Origin of the sequence: Desulfovibrio sp. ZJ200 (assembly GCF_011039095.1) — a bacterium.
In the GTDB taxonomy this organism is placed as follows: domain Bacteria; phylum Desulfobacterota; class Desulfovibrionia; order Desulfovibrionales; family Desulfovibrionaceae; genus Desulfovibrio.
The window spans coordinates 34,516-58,493 of sequence record NZ_JAAKEH010000008.1 but is presented as its reverse complement, the minus strand read 5'-3'; the positions used below and the strand labels follow the sequence as shown (position 1 = coordinate 58,493).

Annotated in this window: 24 protein-coding genes and 1 tRNA gene; 15 read left to right on the top strand and 10 right to left on the bottom strand. The window is 61.8% G+C overall.

Annotated elements, in window-relative coordinates; genetic code table 11:
- Positions 1 to 134: 134 nt before the first annotated feature.
- The 5 genes from G7Y52_RS04085 to G7Y52_RS04065 all read left to right on the top strand — a co-directional run bounded on the left by G7Y52_RS04085 (position 135) and on the right by G7Y52_RS04065 (position 4,299).
- Positions 135 to 803 carry a TIGR00730 family Rossman fold protein gene (locus G7Y52_RS04085; protein WP_165066504.1) on the top strand — a complete coding sequence of 223 codons (669 nt, stop codon included), beginning with the start codon at positions 135 to 137 and terminating at the stop codon, positions 801 to 803.
- 98 nt (positions 804 to 901) lie between these two features.
- Positions 902 to 1,414: a nucleoside deaminase gene (locus tag G7Y52_RS04080; RefSeq protein ID WP_241159583.1), complete on the top strand. Its 513-nt coding sequence runs from the start codon at positions 902 to 904 to the stop codon at positions 1,412 to 1,414.
- 194 nt (positions 1,415 to 1,608) lie between these two features.
- Positions 1,609 to 3,153: a fused MFS/spermidine synthase gene (locus G7Y52_RS04075; RefSeq protein ID WP_165066501.1), complete on the top strand. Its 1,545-nt coding sequence runs from the start codon at positions 1,609 to 1,611 to the stop codon at positions 3,151 to 3,153.
- A 382-nt stretch (positions 3,154 to 3,535) separates the two neighbouring features.
- Positions 3,536 to 3,772 carry a hypothetical protein gene (locus G7Y52_RS04070; protein WP_165066471.1) on the top strand — a complete coding sequence of 79 codons (237 nt, stop codon included), beginning with the start codon at positions 3,536 to 3,538 and terminating at the stop codon, positions 3,770 to 3,772.
- A 242-nt stretch (positions 3,773 to 4,014) separates the two neighbouring features.
- On the top strand, positions 4,015 to 4,299 hold the full coding sequence (locus tag G7Y52_RS04065) for a hypothetical protein (RefSeq protein ID WP_165066468.1): 285 nt from the start codon (positions 4,015 to 4,017) through the stop codon (positions 4,297 to 4,299).
- 241 nt (positions 4,300 to 4,540) lie between these two features.
- Here the strand turns inward: G7Y52_RS04065 and G7Y52_RS04060 are convergent, their stop codons facing one another.
- The 3 genes from G7Y52_RS04060 to G7Y52_RS04050 form a co-directional block, all read right to left on the bottom strand.
- On the bottom strand, positions 4,541 to 4,855 hold the full coding sequence (locus G7Y52_RS04060; RefSeq protein ID WP_206215182.1) for a hypothetical protein: 315 nt from the start codon (positions 4,853 to 4,855) through the stop codon (positions 4,541 to 4,543).
- 168 nt (positions 4,856 to 5,023) lie between these two features.
- Positions 5,024 to 5,344, bottom strand: a complete 321-nt coding sequence (locus G7Y52_RS04055; protein ID WP_165066462.1) for a hypothetical protein — start codon at positions 5,342 to 5,344, stop codon at positions 5,024 to 5,026.
- Between the two features lie 265 nt (positions 5,345 to 5,609).
- Positions 5,610 to 6,122: a hypothetical protein gene (locus tag G7Y52_RS04050; RefSeq protein WP_165066459.1), complete on the bottom strand. Its 513-nt coding sequence runs from the start codon at positions 6,120 to 6,122 to the stop codon at positions 5,610 to 5,612.
- A gap of 303 nt (positions 6,123 to 6,425) precedes the next feature.
- Here G7Y52_RS04050 and G7Y52_RS04045 point away from each other — a divergent pair, with 303 nt between their 5' ends.
- From G7Y52_RS04045 to G7Y52_RS04030, 4 genes are all read left to right on the top strand, one after another.
- A complete protein-coding gene (locus G7Y52_RS04045; protein WP_165066456.1) occupies positions 6,426 to 6,881 on the top strand; it encodes a universal stress protein in 456 nt (151 codons plus the stop codon).
- 128 nt (positions 6,882 to 7,009) lie between these two features.
- On the top strand, positions 7,010 to 8,137 hold the full coding sequence (gene hisC, locus G7Y52_RS04040; protein ID WP_165066453.1) for a histidinol-phosphate transaminase: 1,128 nt from the start codon (positions 7,010 to 7,012) through the stop codon (positions 8,135 to 8,137).
- The gene (gene cmk / locus G7Y52_RS04035) at positions 8,134 to 8,838 is read left to right on the top strand and encodes a (d)CMP kinase (RefSeq protein WP_165066450.1); all 705 of its coding nucleotides are present in this window, start codon (positions 8,134 to 8,136) and stop codon (positions 8,836 to 8,838) included. Before hisC ends, cmk begins: the two co-directional genes overlap by 4 nt.
- Positions 8,839 to 9,192: 354 nt before the next feature.
- Positions 9,193 to 9,756: a tetratricopeptide repeat protein gene (locus tag G7Y52_RS04030; RefSeq protein WP_165066447.1), complete on the top strand. Its 564-nt coding sequence runs from the start codon at positions 9,193 to 9,195 to the stop codon at positions 9,754 to 9,756.
- Between the two features lie 344 nt (positions 9,757 to 10,100).
- Here the strand turns inward: G7Y52_RS04030 and rfaD are convergent, their stop codons facing one another.
- A complete protein-coding gene (gene rfaD, locus G7Y52_RS04025) occupies positions 10,101 to 11,072 on the bottom strand; it encodes an ADP-glyceromanno-heptose 6-epimerase (protein ID WP_165066444.1) in 972 nt (323 codons plus the stop codon).
- A 17-nt stretch (positions 11,073 to 11,089) separates the two neighbouring features.
- Between rfaD and G7Y52_RS04020 the strand changes: the two genes are divergently transcribed.
- The 4 genes from G7Y52_RS04020 to G7Y52_RS04005 all read left to right on the top strand — a co-directional run bounded on the left by G7Y52_RS04020 (position 11,090) and on the right by G7Y52_RS04005 (position 13,782).
- Positions 11,090 to 11,557 (top strand): hypothetical protein, encoded by a 468-nt coding sequence (locus G7Y52_RS04020; RefSeq protein ID WP_241159582.1) that lies wholly within the window; start codon positions 11,090 to 11,092, stop codon positions 11,555 to 11,557.
- Positions 11,550 to 12,344, top strand: a complete 795-nt coding sequence (locus tag G7Y52_RS04015) for an ABC transporter ATP-binding protein (RefSeq protein ID WP_165066438.1) — start codon at positions 11,550 to 11,552, stop codon at positions 12,342 to 12,344. Before G7Y52_RS04020 ends, G7Y52_RS04015 begins: the two co-directional genes overlap by 8 nt.
- Entirely contained in the window at positions 12,341 to 13,504 is a 1,164-nt protein-coding gene (locus tag G7Y52_RS04010; protein WP_165066435.1) for a SufD family Fe-S cluster assembly protein, read from the top strand. Before G7Y52_RS04015 ends, G7Y52_RS04010 begins: the two co-directional genes overlap by 4 nt.
- Before the next feature lie 202 nt (positions 13,505 to 13,706).
- A tRNA-Ile gene (locus G7Y52_RS04005) sits at positions 13,707 to 13,782 on the top strand.
- 138 nt (positions 13,783 to 13,920) lie between these two features.
- Here the strand turns inward: G7Y52_RS04005 and G7Y52_RS04000 are convergent.
- The 3 genes from G7Y52_RS04000 to G7Y52_RS03990 all read right to left on the bottom strand — a co-directional run bounded on the left by G7Y52_RS04000 (position 13,921) and on the right by G7Y52_RS03990 (position 18,628).
- Positions 13,921 to 14,631 carry a DsbA family protein gene (locus G7Y52_RS04000; protein WP_165066432.1) on the bottom strand — a complete coding sequence of 237 codons (711 nt, stop codon included), beginning with the start codon at positions 14,629 to 14,631 and terminating at the stop codon, positions 13,921 to 13,923.
- 257 nt (positions 14,632 to 14,888) lie between these two features.
- Complete coding sequence (gene uvrC, locus G7Y52_RS03995) at positions 14,889 to 16,841, bottom strand: excinuclease ABC subunit UvrC (protein ID WP_165066429.1); 1,953 nt, start codon at positions 16,839 to 16,841, stop codon at positions 14,889 to 14,891.
- A 215-nt stretch (positions 16,842 to 17,056) separates the two neighbouring features.
- The gene (locus G7Y52_RS03990; RefSeq protein WP_165066426.1) at positions 17,057 to 18,628 is read right to left on the bottom strand and encodes an outer membrane homotrimeric porin; all 1,572 of its coding nucleotides are present in this window, start codon (positions 18,626 to 18,628) and stop codon (positions 17,057 to 17,059) included.
- Here G7Y52_RS03990 and G7Y52_RS03985 point away from each other — a divergent pair.
- Positions 18,627 to 19,010: a hypothetical protein gene (locus G7Y52_RS03985; RefSeq protein WP_165066423.1), complete on the top strand. Its 384-nt coding sequence runs from the start codon at positions 18,627 to 18,629 to the stop codon at positions 19,008 to 19,010. The two genes, G7Y52_RS03990 and G7Y52_RS03985, sit on opposite strands and share 2 nt — an antisense overlap.
- Here the strand turns inward: G7Y52_RS03985 and G7Y52_RS03980 are convergent.
- On the bottom strand, positions 18,974 to 19,930 hold the full coding sequence (locus G7Y52_RS03980) for a UDP-glucuronic acid decarboxylase family protein (protein ID WP_165066566.1): 957 nt from the start codon (positions 19,928 to 19,930) through the stop codon (positions 18,974 to 18,976). The genes G7Y52_RS03985 and G7Y52_RS03980 overlap by 37 nt on opposite strands.
- Before the next feature lie 458 nt (positions 19,931 to 20,388).
- Between G7Y52_RS03980 and G7Y52_RS03975 the strand changes: the two genes are divergently transcribed.
- The gene (locus G7Y52_RS03975; RefSeq protein ID WP_165066420.1) at positions 20,389 to 21,228 is read left to right on the top strand and encodes a TatD family hydrolase; all 840 of its coding nucleotides are present in this window, start codon (positions 20,389 to 20,391) and stop codon (positions 21,226 to 21,228) included.
- Between the two features lie 214 nt (positions 21,229 to 21,442).
- On the opposite strand, the gene G7Y52_RS03970 is transcribed toward G7Y52_RS03975, so the two are convergent.
- Both G7Y52_RS03970 and G7Y52_RS03965 read right to left on the bottom strand, forming a co-directional pair.
- Positions 21,443 to 22,864 carry a phosphomannomutase gene (locus tag G7Y52_RS03970; RefSeq protein WP_165066417.1) on the bottom strand — a complete coding sequence of 474 codons (1,422 nt, stop codon included), beginning with the start codon at positions 22,862 to 22,864 and terminating at the stop codon, positions 21,443 to 21,445.
- Between the two features lie 181 nt (positions 22,865 to 23,045).
- Complete coding sequence (locus tag G7Y52_RS03965; RefSeq protein ID WP_165066414.1) at positions 23,046 to 23,975, bottom strand: HrgA protein; 930 nt, start codon at positions 23,973 to 23,975, stop codon at positions 23,046 to 23,048.
- Between the last annotated feature and the right edge of the window lie 3 nt (positions 23,976 to 23,978).

Sequence of the window (23,978 nt, the reverse complement as noted above, 5' to 3'; positions counted from 1 at the left end):
AGGCGCATGCCCGGGGAAATCGCAGGGTTTTGCCGCAGCCCCGGAACGCATTGCCTTTGCCCGGCCGCGCACATATACTGGCCGAAGCGAAAAACAGGCGCGCCCGCGGCGCGCCCCCGCCCCAAGGAGCAATCATGCCTGAGTTACGACAAAATATTGTGGACGATCTGACTTCCGTGACAACCGAATCCTGGCGCACGTTCAGGATCATGGCGGAAATGGTCACGGCCCTGGATCAGCTCAACGCCCTGAAGAGCAACTGCATTTCCATTTTCGGCTCGGCCCGCTGCACGCCGGACATGCAGGAGTATCAGGATGCGGAAAAGATCGCGCACATGCTGGTGCAGGCGGGTTTCGGAATCATCACCGGCGGCGGCCCGGGCATCATGGAGGCGGCCAACAAGGGGGCCAGCGAGGCCGGGGGCGAGTCCGTGGGCCTGCACATCCATCTGCCGCACGAGCAGGGCTGCAACAAATATGTAAAAACCCGCTGCAATTTCCGCTATTTTTTCATCCGCAAGTTCATGTTCGTGAAATACGCCATGGCCTATGTGGTCATGCCCGGCGGCATGGGCACCATCGACGAGCTTTCCGAGGCCTTTGTGCTGGCCCAGACCGGCCGCACCCGGCCTTTTCCGATCATCCTGTATGATTCGCGCTACTGGAGCGGCTTTCTGGAATGGCTGCGCAACAGCATGGTCGCGGGGGGCTTTATCCAGGAGGCCGAGATCCAGAAACTGGTCACGGTCTGCGACACGCCCGAGGAAGTGGTCAACCATCTGTGCAAGATCATTATCCTGTAGTGTCACATCAAGCGCACCAGTACCCCGTACTGCATAACGTTTCGGGGACTGCCGCCGGCTGTGCGATCTTCACACCGAATGGACCGATGAGGCGTGACATGACGCTTGTTCTGCCGCGCGTTTTCGAGGCTGCGGGGCCTGTGCCGGCCCCGCCGCCCGGGCATACCTGGGAAGGGCTCATGGATCTGGCCCTGGAAGCGGCGGCCAAGGGCGGTCGCGCGGGCGAAGTGCCGGTGGGCGCCGTGATTGCCGGGCCCGACGGGCGCATCCTGGCCCGCGCGCGCAACGCGCCGGTCAGCCTGCACGATCCCACGGCGCATGCCGAAATTCTGGCTTTGCGCGCCGCGGGCGCGGCGCTGGGCAATTATCGCCTTGCGGGTTGCGTGCTGGTGGTCACCCTGGAGCCCTGCGCCATGTGCGCGGCGGCCCTGGCGCACGCCCGTCTGGCCGGGCTGGTTTTCGGCGCGGCCGACGCCCTGGCCGGGGCCGTGGTTTCCCGCGCCGAGTATTTGGATGCCGCGCCCTGCAACCACCGGGTCTGGCAGATGGGTGGCGTGCGGGCCGCAGCCTGCGCCGCGCTGCTGCGCGATTTTTTCGCGGGCAGGCGCTAGAGCGGTTTGCTAATGCAATTAGAGCATTTTTTGATTGAAAATGGATATGTTCAATCAAAAAATGCTCCAGGTCGGGCAAAGCGGCGTTGCGGGCGATTGCCTCAACAATTCCACACCGTGCTGCATGGGCAGGAGAGGCTCTTGTCACTCTCCTGCCGCGAGCGTGCTCCCGGATAAGACCATGAGGATGATTGATGCTTGAACTGACGGTTTTTCTGAGCGGGGCTCTGGTCATGGTGCTGGAAATGGTGGGCGCGCGGGTGCTGGCCCCGCATGTGGGCACGTCGGCCGTTGTCTGGACCAGTCTGATCGGCGTGGTGCTGGCCTGCCTGGCCCTGGGAGCCTGGGCCGGAGGGCGCCGGGCCGATAAAAAGCTTTCCCGCGCCGGCCTGGGCCAGGCTCTGGCCGGGGCCGGAGCCGGCTGCGGCCTGACGGCCTTCTGCCATACGGCGGTGGGCGCGGGCGTGACCTCGGCCATCGGCAATCTCTATCTGGCGGCCGTGGCCGCGGCTGCGGGCATTTTCGCCGTGCCCGCCTTTTTTTTCGGGATGATCACGCCCTATGTAATCCGCCTGCGCATCGCCCGGGTGGACACTTCCGGCGCCACAGTGGGCAGACTGTATGCGCTCTCCACAGCGGGCAGCATTCTTGGCACCTTTTTGGGCGGCTTTGTGCTGATCTCCTTTTTTTCCAGCACCATCATTCTTTGGGGCGCGGCCATCTGCATGCTGCTGCTTTCTCTGGGCAATGCGCCGGGCAGGCCGCTGTTGCGGCTGCTTCTGCTGGCGCTCTGCGTTCTGCTGGCCTGGCAGAACACGCTCTACAGGCAATGGCTGGCGCGCAACGGGCGGGGCGTCATGCTGGAAAGCCCCTACAACAACATTCGGATCAGCGAGGGCCTGGACCCGGCCGAGGGCAACAGGCGGGTGCGCCTGATGGCCACGGATCCCGGCTACAGCCAGTCCGGCATGTATCTGGACGCGCCGGACGAGCTCTATTTCGAGTACACCCGTTTTTACGCTTTGGGCCCCTATTTCGTGCCCGGGGCGCAAAGCGTGCTGATGCTCGGCGGGGGCGGCTATTCGGTGCCCAAGTGGCTGCTGGCCGGGCGGGCGCGCCCGCACGCGCCCGGCGGTCCCGGAGGCCGGGATCTGCGCCTGACCGTGGTGGAGCTTGATCCGGCCATGACCGCGGCTGCGCGGCGCTGGTTCGGCCTGCGGCAGGATTCGCGGCTCACTGTGCTGCATGAGGACGCCCGCGCTTTTCTGAACCGGCAGAACAGCCGCTATGATCTGGTTTTTGTGGATGTTTTCAACTCGCATTATTCCGTGCCCTTTCAGATGGCCACGCTGGAGGCCGCGCAGGCCTTGCGCCGGGCTGTGGCTCCGGGCGGCGCGCTGCTGATGAATCTCATTGCCGCGGTGGAAGGCGAGGACGGGCGTCTGTTCCGGGGCATTTACCAGGCTCTTGCCGCGGCTTTTCCGGATGTGCGCGTTTTTTGCGTGGGTCGGCCTGAGCGGCCTGCCGAGGTGCAGAACCTCATGCTCGTGGCCTTTGCGGAAAAACGGCCCGAAAGCGGGCGGGAGGTGGCCCCGGACGGGGAAAGCCCGCCTGTGCCCCCACAGCTGGCCGCCATGCTGCGCGCCAGGCATCTCCGGCCTGTGGCCCGGGATATTGCGCCGCTCACCGACGATCTGGCCCCGGTTGAACGCTATGCGCTGATGCTTCTGCGGCCATGAACGTCTTCCGACCGCTTCAGACCGCCGGATCAGGCGTGCCGGGGCGGGGCCCGCGTTGAAAACTGCGCCGGGGCAAATTTTTTTGGCGCGTGCGGTGAACGGAGACGCGCCCGGCAGAGCGTTTTGCAGCCCTGCGGATTTTTCGCCGACGCGCGGATGGAATCTTGCGGGATGGCGCTGAAATCGGTACTTTAGTTTCTGGAGCGTCAGCTGTGTGAAACTCCCCGCGCAGGGCAGTCCGAGCAGGCGTGCCCTCCGCTCTGCGCGCCCTTGCGGGCCGGGCCGGAGAACAGATTTTTTTCCCGTGATTTTATTGCAGGCATGATTCTGAGCCCACGCGGCCGCGGTATATCGGAAAATGCTTTCGACAAGGAGGCCCCCTATGGAGCATATGCCCACAATCAAACCCGTATCGACCACGGATCAGGTCCTGACCATGCTGGGGCAGAAGCTGAACAACCGCCAGGAGCTGACTCTGGCCGAAAACCTGATGGCCATGAGCGCCGCGGCCCGGACCAAGGCCGACTTCTATGGCCCCGGCCCGGCGACCATGCAGTTGCAGCACCCTCAGTTGCCCGAGGACGTCAAGGGGATTCTGGCCAACTACAGCGGGGTCTGAGGCGCGTCAGCGCCGCAGCAGCCCGGCGCGGAGCAGGCCTGTTGCCACACCATCGGCAGCCTGGCATCTTCCTGGTGAAGCTGACGGCTTTGGAAATGCCGGATTTTCAAGGCAGACGTCCCCGCTGACCGGCATTTCCGGCAGGAGCCGCCCCCCTTTCCGCTGTTCCGCGCCGTATGCGAATCCACATTTAACAGCGCGGGGGCCAGGCGGCCCGGCCGCGCGGAGTGCGAGGAAGTTTTTTGAACGAGACCATTGATGATCTCACTGTGCAGTATGAGGAAAACGGTCAGATCCTGATCAAAGAGATCGGCAAGGTGGTGTTGAGCAAGGGCGCCTGGACCACAATTCTGTTCCGCTATCAGCAATGGCGGCCGGAAACCGATGACTACGGCCCGGAGAAGTATGTGATCCGGCGTTATAAAAAATCCGGCGGCGAGTACCGCCAGCAATCCAAGTTCACCATTTCCAGCGCGGAACAGGCCCGCAAGATTGTTGACGCCCTGCTTTCCTGGATTGAAAAATAAGCCGGCCCGGCGATCCCGCTGCTTTTTTCAGGCTCCGGTCAGGTTTAGAGCGTTTTAAAAGCAATATGCTCTATGACGGGCAAGGGCTTGTGAGGGTCTTGCGGGAGCCTCACAAGCCCTTGGGTCAGAGGGGTACGACATTCCCGCTGTTGCAGCGCAGATCAGCCGCGCACGCGCAAGCCCCGGCGTCCGGCAGGAGCGTCAGGGATTTTTTCGTATCCGGGCTGATGCGCCTGGCGGCTTAGCGGGTCATGTCCTTCAGGGAATTTTTGAGCTCATGCGCCTTGTCTTTCACGCTGTTCTTGGCGTCGTGAAAGGCATCGCTCATGGAGTCTTTGGCCTGACGAGCGCCGCTTTCCATGCTTTTGCCGCTTTTGCGGGCCTTTTCGCTCAGGCTGCTGCCTGTCTGACGCGCTCTGCTCTTCATATCCTTCGTGGATTCCCGGGTGCTGTCGCCGGCCATGCTTTGCGCTTTCTCGCCCATATCCGACATGTTTTTTTGCGCGGAATGAGACATGCCCTTATCCGCGGCGCGGGCGACGGTTTTTTTCTTCATGGTCTGGGATCTGGACGTTGTTTTCGTCGTATCGGATGTATTGACTGAAGCGTTCATTCTTTGTTCCTCATATCTTGCGGAAGCCGTGGACGGGTTCCGGTTCTCTGGTTCATGGCAACGTCACTGTAAAAAAAGACCCCGACATTCTGCCGGGGGTCTGGATAGATTTCAGCTTGTCTCCGGCGCATGACATAACAACGCCGTTTCTCTGTCGCTGAAATCAACGCGTTGCCAGTATAGAATATAAGATATGCACTGCATCTCTTCTGTCAAGCCGCAGTCAGGCCTGCCAGCCTCGCACCTAGAGCAGATTACCTTTGACTTTTTATGAAAGTCAAAGGTGGCATTCAGGCGAAAAACGCGGTTTTCGCCTGAATGTACGCCGCGTTGCGGCGGCTGCCGCTTTCGCGTCAGCAGAGCATTTTCAAAGTGAAAATGCTCTATTGAAGTGCCAAAGAAAAGAGGCCCATATAAAAAGAAAAGTGACAACTAGAGCGTTTTGCCAATGAAATTAGCTAAACGCCCTGGCGACAGCGTTAGCTGGCGCCCGCGCCGAATGAGCGTCCAGACCGCGCTCTGGACGCGAAATGATGGCAGCGAAGTGATTAAAAATGGATATTTTCAATCAAAAAATGCTCCATCTAGAGCATTTCACTTTAAAATTGCTCTGGCGACCGCGAAGCAATGACAGAGCGCACGGAAAAGCCGCGGACTCCCTGAAATCCGCGGCTTTTCCAATCACTCAGGCAGGGGGCTACGCGTTGTAGTCGCCCCGGTTGAATTTGAATTTTTCCGTCGCGGTCATGATTTCCAGCTCGTTCAGCAGAGAATCGAAACCGGGGTTCTGGCCACGCACGCCGGCCGTGCCCTGTTTGAGCTCGGCCACCTTGCCGTCAATGCCCTGCAACAGGGAATAGACCTCGCGCAGGGATTCCCCGGCAGCGGGCTTGCCCAGCGCATCGACATAGGAATCCCACAAATCCAGCGTGCCGGAAGCCTGGTTGAACGCCTCCCGCAGCAGATCCTCGTCGGGATTGAGGGCGGGAGTTTCTTCCACATTGCCGAGCAGCATCTGGCTGATCAGCCCGGCCTGCGCGCCCGGCGGAAGCGGAGCCGCCGCGGGCGCGCCACTGCCGCTGCTGATTTCAAGCTGCTCGGCCAGGGCGGCTGCAAAACCGCCGCCCTTGCCGGGCTGTTTGCGGACCGCGCCGGCTGCCTGATCCTGCTGCCGCAGCAGGGCGTCCAATTGTTCGGTGTTGATCTTCATATCGCCTCCAGGGTTGGCGTTCCGCACAATAACTTGCAAAATCTTTGCCAGAATAAAATTCCGCTAACTTTCTGTTTTCATTGCTTCATCCCGGAACCGGGGGGGAATTTTTTTCCTTGCCGCTGAATATATGCCTTGGAAAAGGTCTTGTCTATTCCCTCAAAAAACCCTATGCTTTACTACACGTTAAAGCTACAGACATGCGGTCTGACCGCGTGCGCCTTCGGCGAGGGCGGCGGTTTTTCCGCCCCTGCCGGGAGCTCCCCGTCACACAATGCAGCCCACAGCGAAAAGGAGCCTGCCATGAAGGAAATCAAAAAGATTCTGTGCGCGGTGGATCTCTCCGAGCACAGCAAGGCTGTGGCCGAATACGCCACGCTGCTTGCCAAGGCTCTGGGAGCCAGTGTTCTTGTGGTGTACACTGCCCCTTCGCTGAGCCAATATGTGGGGTTTCATGTGCCGCCCAACACCATTGAAAATTTCGTGGGCGAAATCGTTACCGGCGCGGAAAAATCCATGGAAGCCTTTGTTGCCGAGAATTTCCCCGGCGTGGAAGCCAGGGGCCAGGTTTTGATCGGCTACGCCGCCGAGGAGATTCTCAACCGCGCCCATGAGGAAAAAGTGGACATCGTGGTGATGGGCACCCACGGCCGCAAGGGCATTGACCGCATCCTCTTCGGCTCGGTGGCTGAAAAGGTGGTCAAAAATGCCGATATGCCTGTGCTGACCATCCGCCCCACGGCACCCGTGACGGAATAAGTGATCCCAATGCGCCGCGCGTCGGCCCGGGCGTTGCGCCCTGCGGCAAAAGCGCGGCACGCCGTTCCACAAAAGACATCAAGCCTGCAAAAGCCGTCGCGCCAGCGGCGGCTTTTTTTGGGGTGATTATGCCCGAGATCAGCGCGCGCCCGGAAATTGAGGCTCTCAAGCCCTACGCGCCGGGACGTTCCATTGCGGAAATTCAGGATCACTATGGTCTTTCGCAGGTCATTAAAATGGCCAGCAATGAAAATCCCCTGGGCGCCTCGCCCCTGGTCCGGGAAGCCATTATCCGCCATGCGGCTCTGGCCTTTCGCTATCCACAGGGCGGCAACCCGAGGCTGATCAAGGCCCTGGCCGCCTTTCACCGTGTGGATGCAAACCGGCTGGTCGTGGGCAACGGCTCGGATGAAATCATCGATCTCCTGATCCGCATTTTGGCGGCGCCCGGCCGTCACTCCCTGGCCTGCTTCGAGCCCTGCTTCAGCATATATCCCATTCAGGGCCGGATCTCCGGCGTCGAAGTGCGCCGCTGCCCGCTGGAAAAAGATTTTTCCTTCAATTTCGACGCCCTGCTTGGTCTGGTGGATGCAAGCACGCGCCTGGTCTTTGTGACCACGCCGGACAACCCTTCGGGCTGGTGCCCGACGCGCGAAGCCGTGCGGGATCTGGCCCGGCGGCTGGCCCGACTGGCCCCGCACTGCCTGCTGGTGGTGGACGAAGCCTATATGGACTTTGCCGAAAACGAGGCCGATCACTCTCTGCTGGCCGCCAACGAACTGCCGGACAATACGGCCTTTCTGCGCACCTTTTCCAAAAGTTTCGGCCTGGCCGGTCTGCGCCTGGGCTACGGCGTGCTGCCGCCCGCCCTGGCCGCCTGCTGTTGGCGCGCGCGGCTGCCCTTTTCCGTGAATATCCTGGCTGAAGAAGCGGGCCTGGCCGCCCTGGCCGACACGGCCTTTCGCGAGGCCACTCTGGCCGCTGTGCGCAACGGCCGGGCCGTTCTGCAAGCCGGGCTCACGGCCCTGGGCTGCACAGTCTGGCCCAGCGCGGCCAATTTTCTCCTTTTTCGCCTGCCCGCGGGCGCGGGCCCGGCTGAAGGCTGCTTTGAGGCCCTGCTGCGGCGCGGCATTATCATCCGCCCGCTCAAAAGCTACAATCTGCCGGATTATCTGCGCGTCAGCGTGGGAGAAGAACATGAAAACGCGGCATTTCTGGCCGCTATGCGCGACATTCTGCATGGAGAAAAAGCATGAGCGGCAACCTGCCTGTGGTGACGCTGGACGGTCCGGCCGGGGTCGGCAAAACCACTCTGGCCCGGCGCATGGCCGAAAGCCTGGATCTGGCCTATCTGGACACCGGGGCCATGTTCCGTTGCCTGGCCCTCAAACTTGGCCCGGGCGCGGAGCTGCTGCCTGAAGAAGAATTGCGCGCGCGCTGCAAGGAATGGACATTCAGCATTGCGGGCAAAGGCCGGAGCGCGGCATTGTTCTGCAACGGCAGGGCCGTGCGCGGCGAAGTGCGCACCGAAGAGGTGGGCATGCTGGCCGCGCGCATCGGCACTGTGCCGGTGGTGCGTGAACTGCTCAAGGCCGCGCAACGCGCCATGGGCGAAGCCTCCCCCCTGGTTGCCGAAGGCCGGGACATGGGCAGCGTGGTCTTTCCGGATGCGCGTTTCAAATTCTTTCTGGACGCCGCGCCGGAAGTGCGCGCCATGCGCCGCCTGCGCGATCTGGCAAATCGCGGCGAACAGGCCGAACTGACAGTGCTGACCGAGCAGATCCGCCAGCGCGACGCTCTGGATCGCAACCGGGCCGTTGCGCCTCTGCGCCCGGCCCCGGACGCGCTGATCATCGACACCTCCCAGTTGGACATTGAAGGCGTGCTGGGCGTGCTGCTGCATCATATCAATGTTCACGGCGGCGCGAGATCTTTACACCTGTCCTCGCCTGCATAGCGCGGCAGCCTGCCCTTCTCCTGCTGTCGCCATCCGTACGGCTCGAAGACTCGCCTGCGCCTGGCGCATGGGCGCGCATCCGGCGCGCCCTGCCGGGCGCCATTGCCCATGCGCAAGCCGGCAAAAATTGCCTGCGCGGCAAAAACTGCCTCGCGGGCCCGTTTTTTTTGCCAAGTCTTTGGCGCACTCGCCTGCCCGATACAGAAAAGGACTTCTTGCAAGAGTTTTTTTAGAAAAAAATATCATTGATTTTATTTACTTTTTTTCTTTTGGCACAAGCACTGCATAAGGGGAGGCACAAGCCACAGACGCATACAGCGTCCGCGTGAAAACAGCCTCAATGGGGAGGAAACCATGGACAATCAGCTGGATTACGAAATCAATAAGGAATTGGGCGAATGCTATTTGTTTATGGGCGATTTTGACAAAGCCGAGGAATACTACCGCAAGGCCGCCGCCAATAACGCCCAGAGCGCCGCGCCCTATATGGGCCTGGCCACCGTGGCCGTGCAGCGCTCGGAACTGGACAAGGCCCTGGTGCTTTACCAAAAAGCCGCGGCTGTGGAAGAAACCGACAAGGCCCTCTGCGGCATCGGCCTGGTTTACATGGAGCAGGGCAAGCATGAGGACGCTTTCGGCTACTTTGCGCGCGCTCTGGACAAAACGGCGGAAAACATGGTGGCGCTCAACTGCCTGGTGCGCGAATCCTATCAGGTGGGCTGCGTGGAAAAAGTGCTGCCCTATCTGACGGCCGCCCTGGAAACCGGCGTGGAAACGGAAGCAGTGCGCGTCACTCTGGCCGGTTGCCTGATCTACCTGGGCCGCGGCGATGAAGCCCGCGAGCACCTGGAATCCGTGCTCGGAGCCAATCCGGCCAACAGCAACGCCAAGGAACTTTTCGACACCATGGCCGCCTGAAAAGGACCGGGCGCGCATGTGCCCGGTTTTTCGGCAGCCTTTGCATACTCCCCTCCCCACACGATTTTCCGGCCCCGGCGGGTGCCTGGGCCGGAAAATCTCTTCCCGGGGAAGCAGCGCCGACGTACATGTGCCTGTCGGCGTTCTGTTTTTACGGATTTGCAGGGAGCTGCAACGGCTGTGACATGCGCCGGGCGAACTCGCCGCGAGAGTCGCAAGCAAATGATGTTTGAGAGCGGTTTGTCAATGAAATGAGCAAAACGCTTTAACATGATGAAATTACATGCTAACCAGGCATAATTGGATTTCCTGAAACGACGAGGGTAACTTCAAAGTGCAATGGCTCAAAGGTACGGATCGCTCGTTTCCAGGTAATTGCGCACATAGTCCGCCACGCCTTCCTCCAGGGAGGTGAAATCCAGGGGGCAGTCCACGCGCGTGAGCCAGCCCATCTCGGCGCAGGTGTAATTCTGATACTTGCCACGCAGGTTTGCGGGCATCTCCAGATATTCGATGCGGCACTCCCGGCCCAGGGCCGCAAACACGGCCCGGCCCAGCTCGTTGAAACTGCGCGCCCTCCCGGCGCCCACGTTATGAATGCCGCAGACGTCCTTGCGCTCCAGCAGCCAGGCCAGCAGCGCCGTGCAATCCTTGACGTAGACAAAGTCCCGCTTCTGCTCGCCGTCTGCCAGTCCGGGCACGCACGATTTGAAGAGCGAGAGTTTGCCCTGGGCCGCGATCTGGCGCTGGGCCTTGACCGCCACGCTCTGCATGGAGCCCTTGTGGTACTCGTTGGGGCCGTAGACATTGAAAAACTTGAGGCTGACCACTTCGCTGTGCAGTTTTTCGCGCAACAGCCAGAGATCGAGCAATTGCTTGGAATAGCCATACATATTCAGGGGCCTGAGCCGGGGGATCAGGGCGGGATCGTCGCTGAAGCCCAGGGAGCCGTCACCGTAAGTGGCGGCCGAGCTGGCGTTGATGAAGCGCGCGCCCTTGTCCAGAGCATAACGGCAGAGATCCCGGCTGTAATGGAAGTTGTTTTCCATCAGAAAATCCGCGTCGCGCTCCGTGGTGGAGGAGCAGGCTCCGAGATGGACCACGGCCGTGATCTTCCAGGGCAGCGCGTCGCGCCGGATCAGCTCGTAAAAACGATCCCGGTGCAGGTACTCCACATAGCGGCGTTTGACCAGATTGCGCCACTTCTCCGTGGCTCCGAGGTTGTCCACCACCACGATCTCGTCCATGTCCATGCGGTTCAACTGCCAGAGCAGGGCGCTGCCGATAAAGCCCGCGCCGCCGGTGATCACATACATAGGGGCCTCCGTTGCCCATGCTAGCCAAAGCCCGCGCCGCCTGCAAGAGCCGTCTTGATGAGAGCCTGGGGCCAGCCCCGGGACAGGGTCGAACAGGACTGGACAGGGCCGGGCAAGTTTGCCACTATGCCGCTATCGCCATCACCAAGGGGAAAACTATGGAAGTGTGCATTGCCGTTATGCACGGCAAGCCGGTCATGCTCAAGCTGCTGGACGGCGTGGTTTATCTCGATAATGAGCCCCAGCCCATCAAGCATCTCGGCGAGGAGGAGCTTGCGGCCTTCAGCGAGGCCATCCGGGCAACGCCCCCCGGCGCGGAGCCCGGGCATGAAGCCCTGCTCAACGCCAAGCGCGCCGCCTTTATCGTCACTCTGCTGGGCAAGGCCGTGGGCGACGAGTGCATTTCCACGCTGACGCACATTCTGGAGCACGTCCACGCCGACGTGCTGGAATATCTCGGGGAAAACGGGGATCATAATGCTTGAAATCCGCGATCTGCATGTCTCGATCCAGGGCACGCCGGTGCTCAAGGGCATTGACCTGCACATCAGGCCGGGCGAGACGTTCATCCTTTTCGGGCCCAACGGCTCGGGCAAAACCACGCTGCTGCTGACCATCATGGGCGTTTCCGGCTATGAGGTGACGCAGGGGCGCATTATCTACAAAGGCACGGACATCACCCGCGCGCCCATGCACGAGCGGGCCCGCCTGGGCATCGGCATGTCCTTTCAGCGGCCGCCCACCATCCACGGCCTGCCCACGGGCAAGCTGGTGGAGCTGTGCGGCCGCGGCCGGGAGATGAACATCCCGGACATGGCCCGCAAGGTGCACTTTGATCAATTTCTGGATCGCGACGTCAACGCAGGCTTTTCCGGCGGCGAGATCAAGCGCTCGGAACTCTTGCAGCTCATGGCCCAAAAGCCGGATCTGCTGCTCTTTGACGAGCCCGAATCCGGCGTGGATCTGGAAAACATGGCCCTGGTGGGCAAAACCGTGCGCTGCCTGCTGGACGGCATGCCCCACGGCTGTAGCGCCACGCTGCGCCAGCGGGAGCAGAAACGCTCCACCAGCGGTCTGATCATCACCCACACCGGCCATATTCTGGAATACGTCAATGCCCACCGCGGTCAGGTCATGTACCACGGCAAGCTCTGCTGTGAGGCCCGGCCGCGCGAAATTCTCGATCACATTGCCCATCACGGCTATCAGGAATGCCTGCGCTGCCTGACCGGCGAGATGTACGGCACAATCGCGGAGGCGCCCCTGGCATGAGCACCGTGGATCTTTCCCGCTTTTCTTTCAGCGGCGGCGAAAACGCCGCGCCCATCGAGGATCTGACCCGCATGCCGCGCGAGGATCGCGAGCGCCTGGTTCTGGCGGGCATCGACGTTACGGACCGCCGGGTCAGCGGCGCGTTCATGCAGCTCAACCACGCGGGCGTGCACTGCCAGACCCGCCGGGACGGCCTGGAGCTCATGGACATCCGGGCGGCCCTCGAAAAGTACGACGGGCTGCCGCGCCACTACTGGCAGTTGCTTGATCCGGGCAAGGACGACTTCACCCGCATGGCCCATGATCGCCTTAACGGCGGCTATTTCGTGCGGGCGCGCAAGGGCGTCAAACTGACCGAGCCCGTGCAGTCCTGCATGTTCATCAAGGGCCAGGGCGCGGGCCAGAGCATCCACAATATCGTGATTGTGGAGGAAGACGCGGAGCTGCACATCCTGGGCGGCTGCGCCACGGCGCACGAGGCCCGCGACTCCGCCCATCTGGGCATTACCGAATATTATGTGGAAAAAGGCGGCAAGCTGACCTTCACCATGATCCACAACTGGAGCGAGACCACCACCGTGCGCCCGCGCTCGGCCGGGCGCGTGGAAGCCGGGGGCGAGTTCCAGAACAACTACATTCTGCTCAGGCCGGTGGGCGATCTGCAGATGTACCCGCGCATGGAACTCAGCGGCGAGGGGGCCGTGGCCCGCTTCAATTCCGTGATCGTGGCTCCCACGGGTTCCCATGTGGACTGCGGCAACCGCATTGAGCTCAATGCCCCGGGCACGCGCGGCGAAATCATCTCCCGCGTGCTGACCACGGGCGGCACGGTGATCAACCGGGGCTACATCGGCGCTGCCGCGGCCCCGGCCAGGGGGCATCTGGAATGCAAGGGCCTGATCATGGGCGGGGGCCGCATCCACGCCATTCCTGAGCTGAACAGCAACCAGGACGGCGTGGAGCTTTCGCACGAGGCCGCAGTGGGCAAAATCGCCCAGGAGGAAATCGAATACCTCATGGCGCGCGGTCTGGACGAGGACGAAGCTGCCTCCACCATTGTGCGCGGCTTTTTGAACGTGGAAATCATGGGGCTGCCCGGCCCGCTGAAACAAGCCATGGACGATCAAATCGCCCTTTTGGAAACCGGCTCGGCCATGTAGCGTCGGCTGCTTCCGCATGGGCCCGGACGGATCGGCCCATCCGGATCATGGCCCAGGGAGCCGACGCTGATCGTCATGCGTGTATGAAAGCCGCCGCCAACCGCGGAACTGCCTCCGGCTGCCGCAGAAGATGCGTCAACCCTGAATCCGGGCCCCGCTCGCCTTGACGACACGGCGGCCTTGACGCTATGCTTTCCGTTCCGGGCCTATAGCTCAGTTGGTAGAGCCTCCGGCTCATAACCGGCAGGTCCCAGGTTCAAGTCCTGGTGGGCCCACCATTTTCAGAAACAGCGAAGTCCCGCAAGGTGTGAAAAGCCTTGCGGGACTTCGCTGTTTTCCGGATACCTCCTCCAGAGAGGCCGTTTCGGGCAGATTGACATCCACCACTTTTGGGGCAAGTCTGGGGGCAACAGAAATCAGCGCCCGGAGTGTTGCCCCCCCTCACGGATGCCGTCATACGGGCCGCCAGGCCGGCCTTGCGCCGCCTGGTCGCTTGTACCCGCCAGAGCGGCGGCCAGCGCCTTCTTCACCATGGCATAGGGCACATAGCCGCGGGCCAGCAGCAGCCGCTTTTGGCCCTGCTCCAAAAAAAGCGTGGGATAGAGGCGCAATTCGCCCATCAGCGCGGCGGCTTCCTGTGCCTCGCAGCGGGCCTGCTCTTGCGTGGCGTCCTGGGCCAGAGCCTGATCAAAGTCCGCGGCGCGCACATTCCAGCGCGCCGCCAGCGCATGCTGCACGGAACGGGAAAGCACATCCTCGCCCCGACCGTAGAGGGACTCCTGAAAAGCTTCCATCTGCGGCAGAGCCTGACCCGGCACAAGGCGCTTCAGGGCCGCCAGAGACAGGGAGATTGCCGTGGAGTTCAGGCAGAGGCCCGGCCTGTGTTCCAAAAGGCGCAAAAACGCGCTCACTGGCCTGCCCGTGGTTTTTTCCAGGCGGATAAAAAAATCCCGCAACCGGGGAGAATCTTCCTGTAGTTGCGCGAGGCTCACAGGTTCGGGCACAAGATTCCCGCCAAGCACGCGCACAGGAAGATCCGGGTGCTCCGCGCACAATCGCTCGAGCACAGGCCCGAAACCATAGCACCACGGGCAGAATACATCCGAAAGATACAAAAAATTCGCCATGCCGTTTTCCTCCCGCGCCATGCGCAGCAGAAGAGAATATACGCCCAATGCCGGGAACTTGCGCCTGCGCCGCGTTCCAGGCGGCGTGGATTGCGGCGACCCTTGCCTGATTGCAATGGGAAAATGCTCTCCGTGGCGCTTCACGCCCGGTGCGCCGCGCCGATCAAGTCGATCCCCGGTATGCCGCGCGTGCCCTCATACCGGGGATCATGGCAGGTTCCGAACAGGCGCTAGAGCATTTTCAAAGAGAAAATGCTCTAGCTCAGATTCTTGAGCTTTTCCAGCAAGATGGCCGCCCTGGCCTTGCCGATGCCGGGCAGAGAGCGCAGATCCGCCAGCGTGGCGGCGCGCATAGCCTCCACGCTCTCGAATTTCTCCCAGAGCATGCGCGCCGTGGCCGGGCCGATGCCGGGCAGACGCATGAGCTCGCCGGAAAGCGCGGCGCCGCTGCGCGCCCGGCGGTGGCGGCCGATGGCGAAGCGGTGCGTGGCGTCGCGCACATTCTGCAAAAACAGCAATTCCGGGCCACCTTCGCGCAAGGGCAGCGGATTGGCGCGCCCCGGCACGAAAATCCTGTCAGCCACATTGCCTGCGCGGCGATCGGCCTGCCCGTGCTCGTCCCGGGCCTTGGCAATGGCCGCCAGGCTGAAGAGACCTTCCTGCCCGGCCTCGGCCAAGGCCCGCTGAATCACAGCCAGTTGCGCCCGACCGCCGTCAATGAGCAGCAAATCCGGCCAGGGCGGGCCGCTTTCCAGCCGCCGCGCAATCCAGCCATGCAGGGTGGCGTAATCGTCGCCGCTGTCCGGCATGGCAAAGGCCCGATACTGCGACCGGCTTGGGCGGTCGTCTTCAAAGACGACCAGGCCGACCCTGGTCTGGCGGCCCCCGGTATGTGAAACGTCTACACATTCAATGCGCCGCGGCGCGGCCGGAAGGCGCAGGGCGGCGGCCAGACGCTCCAGAATGGAAAGCTCATCCTGGTTTTGGCATCGGCGCGCCTCTTCGCGGGCATTGGACTGGGCAATGTCGATCAAGCGGTTGTCCGCGGCATGTTGCGGCGGCACAATACGCACCGGCCCGCCCCGGCGATCCGCCAAAGTCTGCTCCAAAAGCTCGCGCCCGGAGAGCAAAGCGCCATTTGCCGCCTGCGCGGCCTCCTCCACGCGATCCGGCGCGGCGGGCAGATCCTGCCCGTGGCGCGCCGCCTGCGCCGGCTCTTGCGCCTCGCTGTCGGCGTTGTCGTCAAGGCCGGAATCCAGATCCGGCGGCAGCCAGGGCAAAAGCACGCGCGGCGGAGGCGTGGCCTGACTGTAATACTGGCTCACAAAGGACCAGAGCAGCTCGGGCGCGTCCTCAAAGCTCAGCCCCGGCCAGTAAAAGGCCCGACCGTCGGTAACCGCGCCGTTACGCACAAAGACAATGCCCAGGGCAAGGCCCTTGCCCGCAGGGAACAGGCCTATGGCGTCCATATCGCCGCCACCCGGCAAGACCGCGGCCTGGCGCTCCACCGTGCACTCCACGGCCCGAATCTGGTCGCGGAGAATGGCGGCTTTTTCAAATTCCAGCTCCTCAGCGGCCTGATCCATTTCCGCGCGCAGCTCGCGCAACAAGGGCACGGCGCGCCCCTGCAGCAATTCGCAGACTTTATGCACGGCCTCATGATAGGCCTGCGGGGTGATCAGCCCCATGCACGGGGCCGGGCACTGGCCCATAAAATGATAGAGGCAGGGCCGCACCCGGTTTTTCATGGCCCGATCCGAGCAGCGGCGCAAGGCAAAAGCGCGGTGGAGGATCTTCCAGGTCTCGCGCGCGGCCAGGGCCGAGGTGAAGGGCCCGAAATAGCGCGCGCCGTCGCGGCGGGCGCGGCGCACGGTTTCCAGCCGCGGAAAGGGATGCTTGAGATTGAGCCGGAAGAGCACATATTGCTTGTCGTCGCGCAGCACAATATTGTAATGCGGGCGATATTTTTTGATCAGGCTCGCTTCCAGAAGCAGGGCTTCTTTTTCGCTGGTGGTGGTCAGATACTCCAGGCTTGCGGCATGGGCCAGCATGGCCCGGGTCTTGGCGGGCAGGCCCTCCGGCCGGAAATAGGAAAGCACGCGCCGCCGCAGAATGCGGGCCTTGCCCACATAGATGACCCGGCCCCGGTCGTCCTTGTACAGGTAAACCCCGGGAGCCTGGGGAATGGTGGCAGAATCGGGTTTTTGCATGGCGGAAGGGTTCAGGTGAAGGACTCTCCAAGCTATAAGCACGTTTTTTGCGTTTGCCAATACAGACTGGCGCACAGGGCAGGGCTGACACTGGAGCATTTTGCTCCTTTCATGCGCAAAACGCTCCGGACTGAAGCTGCCCTGATGCAGAGGCACAGAAAAAGGGGAGCCTTTCGGCCCCCCTTTTTCATAGATCTTGCTGCGCGTGCGCTCTTTTAGAAGGAGTACACGAAGCTCAGGTTGACGTTCCAGGGATCGCGTACCTGGTCGCTGCGACCGTTCATCTCGCTGTGGCCCCACACGGATTTGGAGTTATCCAGCCAGGTGGCCAGGTAGGCGGCGTCCAGCATCACGGTGAAGTTTTCGTACATCTGGTAGGTGTTGGTCAGGCCGATTTCCAGGGCGCTGTCATCCGTGGTCATATACAGCGGGTCCATGCCTACAGCCTGCATGTTGGGACCGACGATGCCGCGTCCGGTCGGGGCGAAGCCCTCATAGCCCCTGCCCACAATGTACTTGGCCATCTTGGGATCATTGGTGCCGCCGATGTAGTTCACGCGCAGGGTGTGTTTGAGGTCTTCCACAAAGCTCACATCTTTCACGCGCGCGCCGATGCCCCAGGTCCCGGTCATATTGTAGCTGAGAATGGCATCCCGGGCGATGTAGGGGTTGCCGTTGAAGGCAAAGTTGGAGAAGCCGTTGTTGTTGTTGCCGGTGCTCACGCTGGGCATACGCTCGGAGCCGTTGGACGGATCGTCGTCGTCGCCGGAGGCGTACCAGCCGTACAGACCGGGAATACCCCAATCCAGCTTGTACTCGAAGAGCAGAGAGGCCAGCCAGCCCTGACGGTTCCAATGGCTGTCGTCATACTGCACGCCGCCATAGTTGAAATCCCAGGCCAGACGGAAGGGGTCCCAGGCGGTCACTTCGCCGGTCAGGCCGGCCCACCAGGCATCGCCGTAGGAGGACAGCTTCTTACCGGTCACGGGCGTACCGTCCTTGTGCAGGGCGCCGCCCGCCGGAACCATGCCGGCTCTGTAATACTGGGAAGACGCGCCAGGCGTACTGCCGAAGTAATCGTTGTTGCTGCGGAAGGCATTGGGGCCGATGCCCGCGTACATGGCCCAGGGGGTCACTTTCACGCCTTCAAAGGTCAGGGGCAGAATCAGGCTGAACATGTCCACGTTGTCCATGTAATTCCTGTCTTCAGTCACACCGTTGTTGTTCCAGCCACCGAAGTTGTCATTGAAGGGGCGGGCCCACAGGGCGGTCAGGGCCACGTTGTCGTTGAACTTGTAGCTGAGAACCACGCCGGCCACGTCGTCATTCATCACATTGCTGCCCGTGGTGAAGCTGGGCAGGGCAATGCCCTGGATGCCCATGCGCACCTTCAGGTCGGTCTGGGGCACCATCCAGTCGATGTAGGCTCTTTTCACCTCAATGACATTATTGCCGTCCGCGCCCAGCGCGCCGCCCTTGTTATCGCCGGCCTGGCCCCAGATCTGGTCGCCGATTTCAAAGTAGACCGTGCCGGACAGGGCTTCGGAAGCCACGGCGTCCAACTGCAGGCGCACGCGCTGGCGGGCCTCAAACTCGTCCTCATTGCTGCCGCGTCTGGTGGCCTGGTTAAAACCGGTCATGCCGTTGCCGCCGGTGAAGCCGCCATTCTGACCGTAGTCAAAACTCATGATCCACTGGCCTTTGGCTTTGAAGTCAATGGCGCTGGCGCCTGTGGACGCGCCGAACACCAGGCCGGCCGCCAACAGAAGAGTAGCGATCTTTTTCATGGTTAACCTTCCTTTCTTTTGCCCCCTGGCGGGGACGATTTGTCTTTGTGAACACCTTGGAGGCGGTTTCCCGTCGCGAGCAGACTATATAGAAGCGCCGCCCGCATTGCAAGTCTATTCGTGCAAAAATTTTTACTCTTTAGGGGGCCAGAAACGGCTGAAAATTTCTTTTTCTTATAAAATCACCATGTTAAACTTTTTCGGGACAGAAAAAATTTTTTTCTGTGAAGCGATCAAGGCCGCGGCAGGCTTCCCGCCAGGCGGCGGGAACCGGGCGCAGGGGCGCGCCGCGCGCCGGTTCAAATTTTTTCGGGCTCCGCGGGCGTTCGCTGCGCCCGATGCCGGTCAGGCCAGCCCGGCCGCCAGCTGGCCTTCAAAATAGGCAATGGTTTTTTTGAGCCCTTCCTCCAGCGACACCTGGGGCTCCCAGCCCAGCCTTTCGCGGGCCAGCGTGATGTCGGGCCGCCGTTGTCTGGGGTCGTCGCCGGGCAAGGGCACATGGCTGATGGGCGAGCTGCTGCCTGTCAACGCCACCACCTTTTCCGCCAGTTCTCTGATGGTGAACTCGCCGGGATTGCCCATGTTCATGGGGCCCGTAAAATCGTCGGGCGAGGCCATGAAGCGCAACATGCACTCCACAAGATCATCCACATAGCAGAAGGAGCGGGTCTGGCTGCCGTCGCCGCAAATGGTGATCGGCTCGTTTTTAAGCGCCTGAATGATGAAGTTGGAAACCACGCGCCCGTCGTTGGGATGCATCTTGGGGCCGTAGGTATTGAAAATGCGCCCCACTTTAATGGGCAGACCGCCCTGTCTTTGGTAGGCGAAAAAGAGGGCTTCGGCGCAACGCTTGCCTTCATCGTAGCAGGAGCGGATGCCGTTGGGGTTCACATGGCCCCAGTAGTCCTCGGTTTGCGGGTGCACTTCCGGGTCTCCGTACACTTCGCTGGTGGAAGCCTGATAAATGCGCGCCCCCAGCCGCTTGGCCAGGCCGAGCATATTAATGGCCCCATGCACGCAGGTTTTTATGGTCTGCACGGGATCATGCTGGTAGTGCACGGGCGAGGCAGGGCAGGCGAGGTTGTAAATTTCGTCCACTTCCACATAGAGTGGAAACGTGACGTCATGGCGGATCAGTTCAAAACGCCTGTGGTCCATGAACTCTTCCACATTGGCCCGCGCGCTGGAAAAGAAATTGTCCACGCAGAGCACCTCATGGCCCATGTCAAGCAGTCGTCCGCACAGATGCGACCCCAGAAAGCCGGAACCGCCGGTGACCAGAACCCGTTTACGCAGATGCATGTTTCCCCCGATACTAGAGCAGATTACCTTTGACTTTTTATGAAAGTCAAAGGTGGCATTCAGGCGAAAAACGCGGTTTTCGCCTGAATGTACGCCGCGTTGCGGCGGCTGCCGCTTTCGCGTCAGCAGAGCATTTTCAAAGAGAAAATGCTCTACGCTGGAGCCGGACATGGCCGGTGCAATCCCGGCATCTTGAAGATGTGGCTATTTTCGCCCGGGCATTGAATACGTCAGCCCGAACGTGGGGCATGTTAGTCCAACTGCTTTCCGCTGGCAATGTCTCAGGCGCGCCGAAGGATTTACTGTGAGAGTGAAATTCCTTTCTCAATCATGTAAAATTGCAATGAATTTTTTCAAAAAATCATCTCAAAGGCGAATCCCTCCGTTCGCGGGCAGGCACCCTTCGGCGCTCTTGCGCAGCCCCCGCGTGGTTGCTATCTTTCCTCGCGAGGTTACTCATGGGACACAAGAAAGTGGAGCGCATCGATCCCCTGACTCTGGCGCTGCCCCTCGTCGGCGTGGACAGTCATGCCCATCTGGACGGCCCGGAATTTGATTCGGATCGGGAGATGGTTCTGGCGCGCGCCCGCGCTGCCGGGCTGCGTCAGGTGGGCAACGTCTTCCTGGGGCCTGAGGAGTTCGCAGCGCGACGGTCCTTTTTTGACGCGCATCCAGAGGTCTTTTTTTTGCTGGGCATCCATCCGTGCGAGGGGCAGCGTTGCACACCCGCCAGTCTTGCGGCCATGCGCGCGGCTTTTGCGGTCGAGCCGCGTCTGCGCGCCGTGGGCGAGATCGGTCTGGATTTTCATTGGCAGGATTGCCCCAGGGAGATCCAGTTCAGGGCTTTTGCCGCGCAACTGGACATGGCGCGTGAACTGGGCAAGCCGGTGGTCATCCATTGCCGCGAGGCTGAGGATGAATGCCTTATGATCCTGGAATCACGCGGCTTTGCTGGCTACCCGCTGCTCTGGCATTGCTTTGGCGGCGGCAGCGCGACGGCCCGCCGCATCCTGCATAACGGCTGGCATATTTCCGTGCCCGGGCCCGTGACCTATCCTGCCAATGAGGATCTGCGCCGCGCCGTGGCCCTGATCCCGGCGGATCGCCTGCTGCTGGAGACAGACTGCCCCTATCTCGCGCCCGTACCCTGGCGCGGCAAACGCAATGAGCCCGCCCTGAGCGTGTTCACTGCCCGGGCCGTGGCAGCGGCGCGCCACATGAGCCCCGAAGACCTCTGGCAAAGCTGCGGGGACAATGCGCGGCGCTTTTTCAACCTGCCCGACGCCCCGGCGGGCTGAGCCGCGCCCGAATCCCGCAACGTGTTCCTTACTTTTACAGTACTTTTTGGCGCAGGTAAAAAAATCGACCCTTTTCCTCTTCGCCTCTTCCAGAGCGTTTTGCTCATGAAAGCAGCTCAACACTCTGGCAGGGCGAAGCCATGCCCGCCCGTGCGTCAGCCGTTGGCGGCTGTGCCGCCTTACGGATGGCGACAGCAGAGACAGGCGCAGGCGTTCAGGCCGATTGGCCTTCTGCGTCCAGAAACTCCAGGAGCTCGGCGGTCTTGTCTTCCAGCAGGGCGCGGTTGCCGCGCGTTTCCACATTCAGGCGCAGCAGGGGTTCGGTATTGGACATGCGCAGATTGAAGCGCCACTGGGGAAATTCCAGATTCACGCCGTCCAGATGATCCTCGTGCAGCGCCCTGGCCGCGTAGCGGGCGCGCACCCTGGCCATCAGGCCCGGGGCGTCGGATACCCGGCGGTTGATCTCGCCGCTGCAGGGATAGGCGGCCATGCGCTCGGCCGTGAGCTCGGAGAGCGTTGTGCCTGTGCGGCCGAGCAGGGCCGTGACCAGCAGCCAGGGCAGCATGCCGGAATCGCAGTAGGCAAAGTCGCGGAAGTAGTGATGCGCGCTCATTTCGCCGCCGTAAACGGCATCCTCGGCGCGCATGCGTTCCTTCATGAAGGCATGCCCGGTCTTGCCCATGACCGGCGTGCCGCCTGCGGCCAGCGCCACGTCGCGCGTGTTCCAGTAGACGCGCGTGTCATGGACGATTTTGCCGCCCGGAAAGCGCGCGAGCAATTCCTTGGCCAGCAGGCCGATGAGGTAATAGCCTTCGATGAAGTTGCCCGCCTCGTCATAAAAAAAACAGCGGTCGAAATCGCCGTCCCAGGCCAGGCCCAGATCCGCGCCCACGGCGCGCACGGCCTCGGCCGTGGCCCGGCGTTTTTCCGGCAACAGGGGATTGGGCACGCCGTTGGGAAAATGCCCGTCCGGCTGCATGTTCCGGAAAACAAGGTCAAAAGGCAGGGCGGGCGCGAGCTCGCGCAGCACGAGCCCGGCGCAGCCGTTGCCCGCGTCGGCCAGGATTTTCAGCGGCGCGGCGTGCGTCGCGCGGCTGTATTCCCGCAACCAGTGAACGTATGCCGACCGAAAGGAGGCCTGCCTGACAGAAGGCGCCTCGGCGCTCTGCCGGGGACTCTTGGGGGCGGCCGCGGCGGTCGCATCCGCCCCGGCAGGGCCGCTTTCGCCCAAAAGCTGCGCAACGCGGGCTTTGAGCCCGGGCAGGCCGGAATCGCCGCTCAGGGGCACGGCCCCGGCGCGTACCAGCTTGAAGCCGTTTTCGTCCGCCGGGTTGTGACTGCCGGTGATCATGATCCCGCCGTCAAAATTTTGCCGGGCCGCGGCATAGTAGATTTCCTCGGTGCCGCAGATTCCCAGGTCCGTGACGCGCGCGCCCGCGGCGGCCAGCCCGGCGGCCAGCGCGTCGCGCAGAAGCGGGCCGCTGAGCCGCGCGTCGCGCCCCATGACTACCTCGCGTGCCTTGAAAAGTTCCGCAAAAGCCTGGCCCAGGGCGCGGGCAAGGCCCGCGTCGAGCGCCTCCGGCACGCGGCCCCGGATGTCATAGGCCTTGAAACAGGAAAGATCGTGGCTCATAAGTATTCCTTCAACGGCAAAGAGGTTCCTTATGGTTGTGAAATGCCTTGTGCATGTCAAGGCGCGGGAAAATCGCGATCATCCCCAATAGCGCAACCGTGCACATCCGGGTCTGCCCCCGGCCCGGCGCATTTTCAGGCCAGGAGGCAGCGCGGAAGAGCGGCGGCGCGCGGTTGGGCCGTTATCTGTTCCAATCTCTTGCCCGCAATCTTTCTGTCTGCAGATAGGCGGAGACAAGCTCCATGTATTCCTGAAAGTCGCTGTTTTCTGTAACAAGGCGGTCAATGGACTGCCAGTCGGCATCAATGCGGCGGCGCGCCGGAAGCAAAATTTCGCTCTCCGAGGGATTTTCGGGATCAAGCAGGATCACGCCGATGCCGTGCAGGGAGGAAAGCATGCGCAATTCCTGTTCCACGCGTTCCTCGGCGATGCCGGTGGCGACCAGATAGCCCTCATGCGCCCATGACGAATTGCTGACAGCCTGGAAAAAGCACTTGCGGACGTTGCCCAGGGTCAGCGTTTTCTTGACTTCAAAGGACCACAGCCGCACGCTGGTGCTGCCGTTGAGCTTGACGCACTGGCGGGTATATTTGTTCCATTTTTCATCCACAGGCTCCATGGCTGCCACATCGGGATGCAGCCACTGATTGCCGCCCGCGCCCCGCGCATTGTGCGAGCAGCTTTCCCGAATACGCAGAGAATACAGACGCAGTTCCGATGAAAGATAGCTGATGAGCAGCGGATAGAGCGCCTGCTCCTGCAACGCGGCGTCCCCGGGCTGCTCGGCATTGGCCGCCACCTCGGCGGAACAGGCTTGTTCCGTGGAGGTTTCGACCGGGAGAGGAATGCAGTAGCGACGCGGCTTTGGCCTGTCCTGCCAGGTCAACGCGGGATTGCCGCGGATCAGCGTATCTTTTTGCGAGCCGATTTCGGCAATGATCTGCGAGAGAAAGGCCTTGTCGTCCGCAAAGCGGGGGTTTCTGCGTTTGCGCGCGTATTCGGCCGGGTATTCGGTGATCAGAAACGTGGCTATTTGCCGGGCGGTAAAGGATTGCCCGGGATGCGCCTCCAGAAAACGGAGAATCTTTTGCGCCTGTGAAAGCGTTCTCATGGC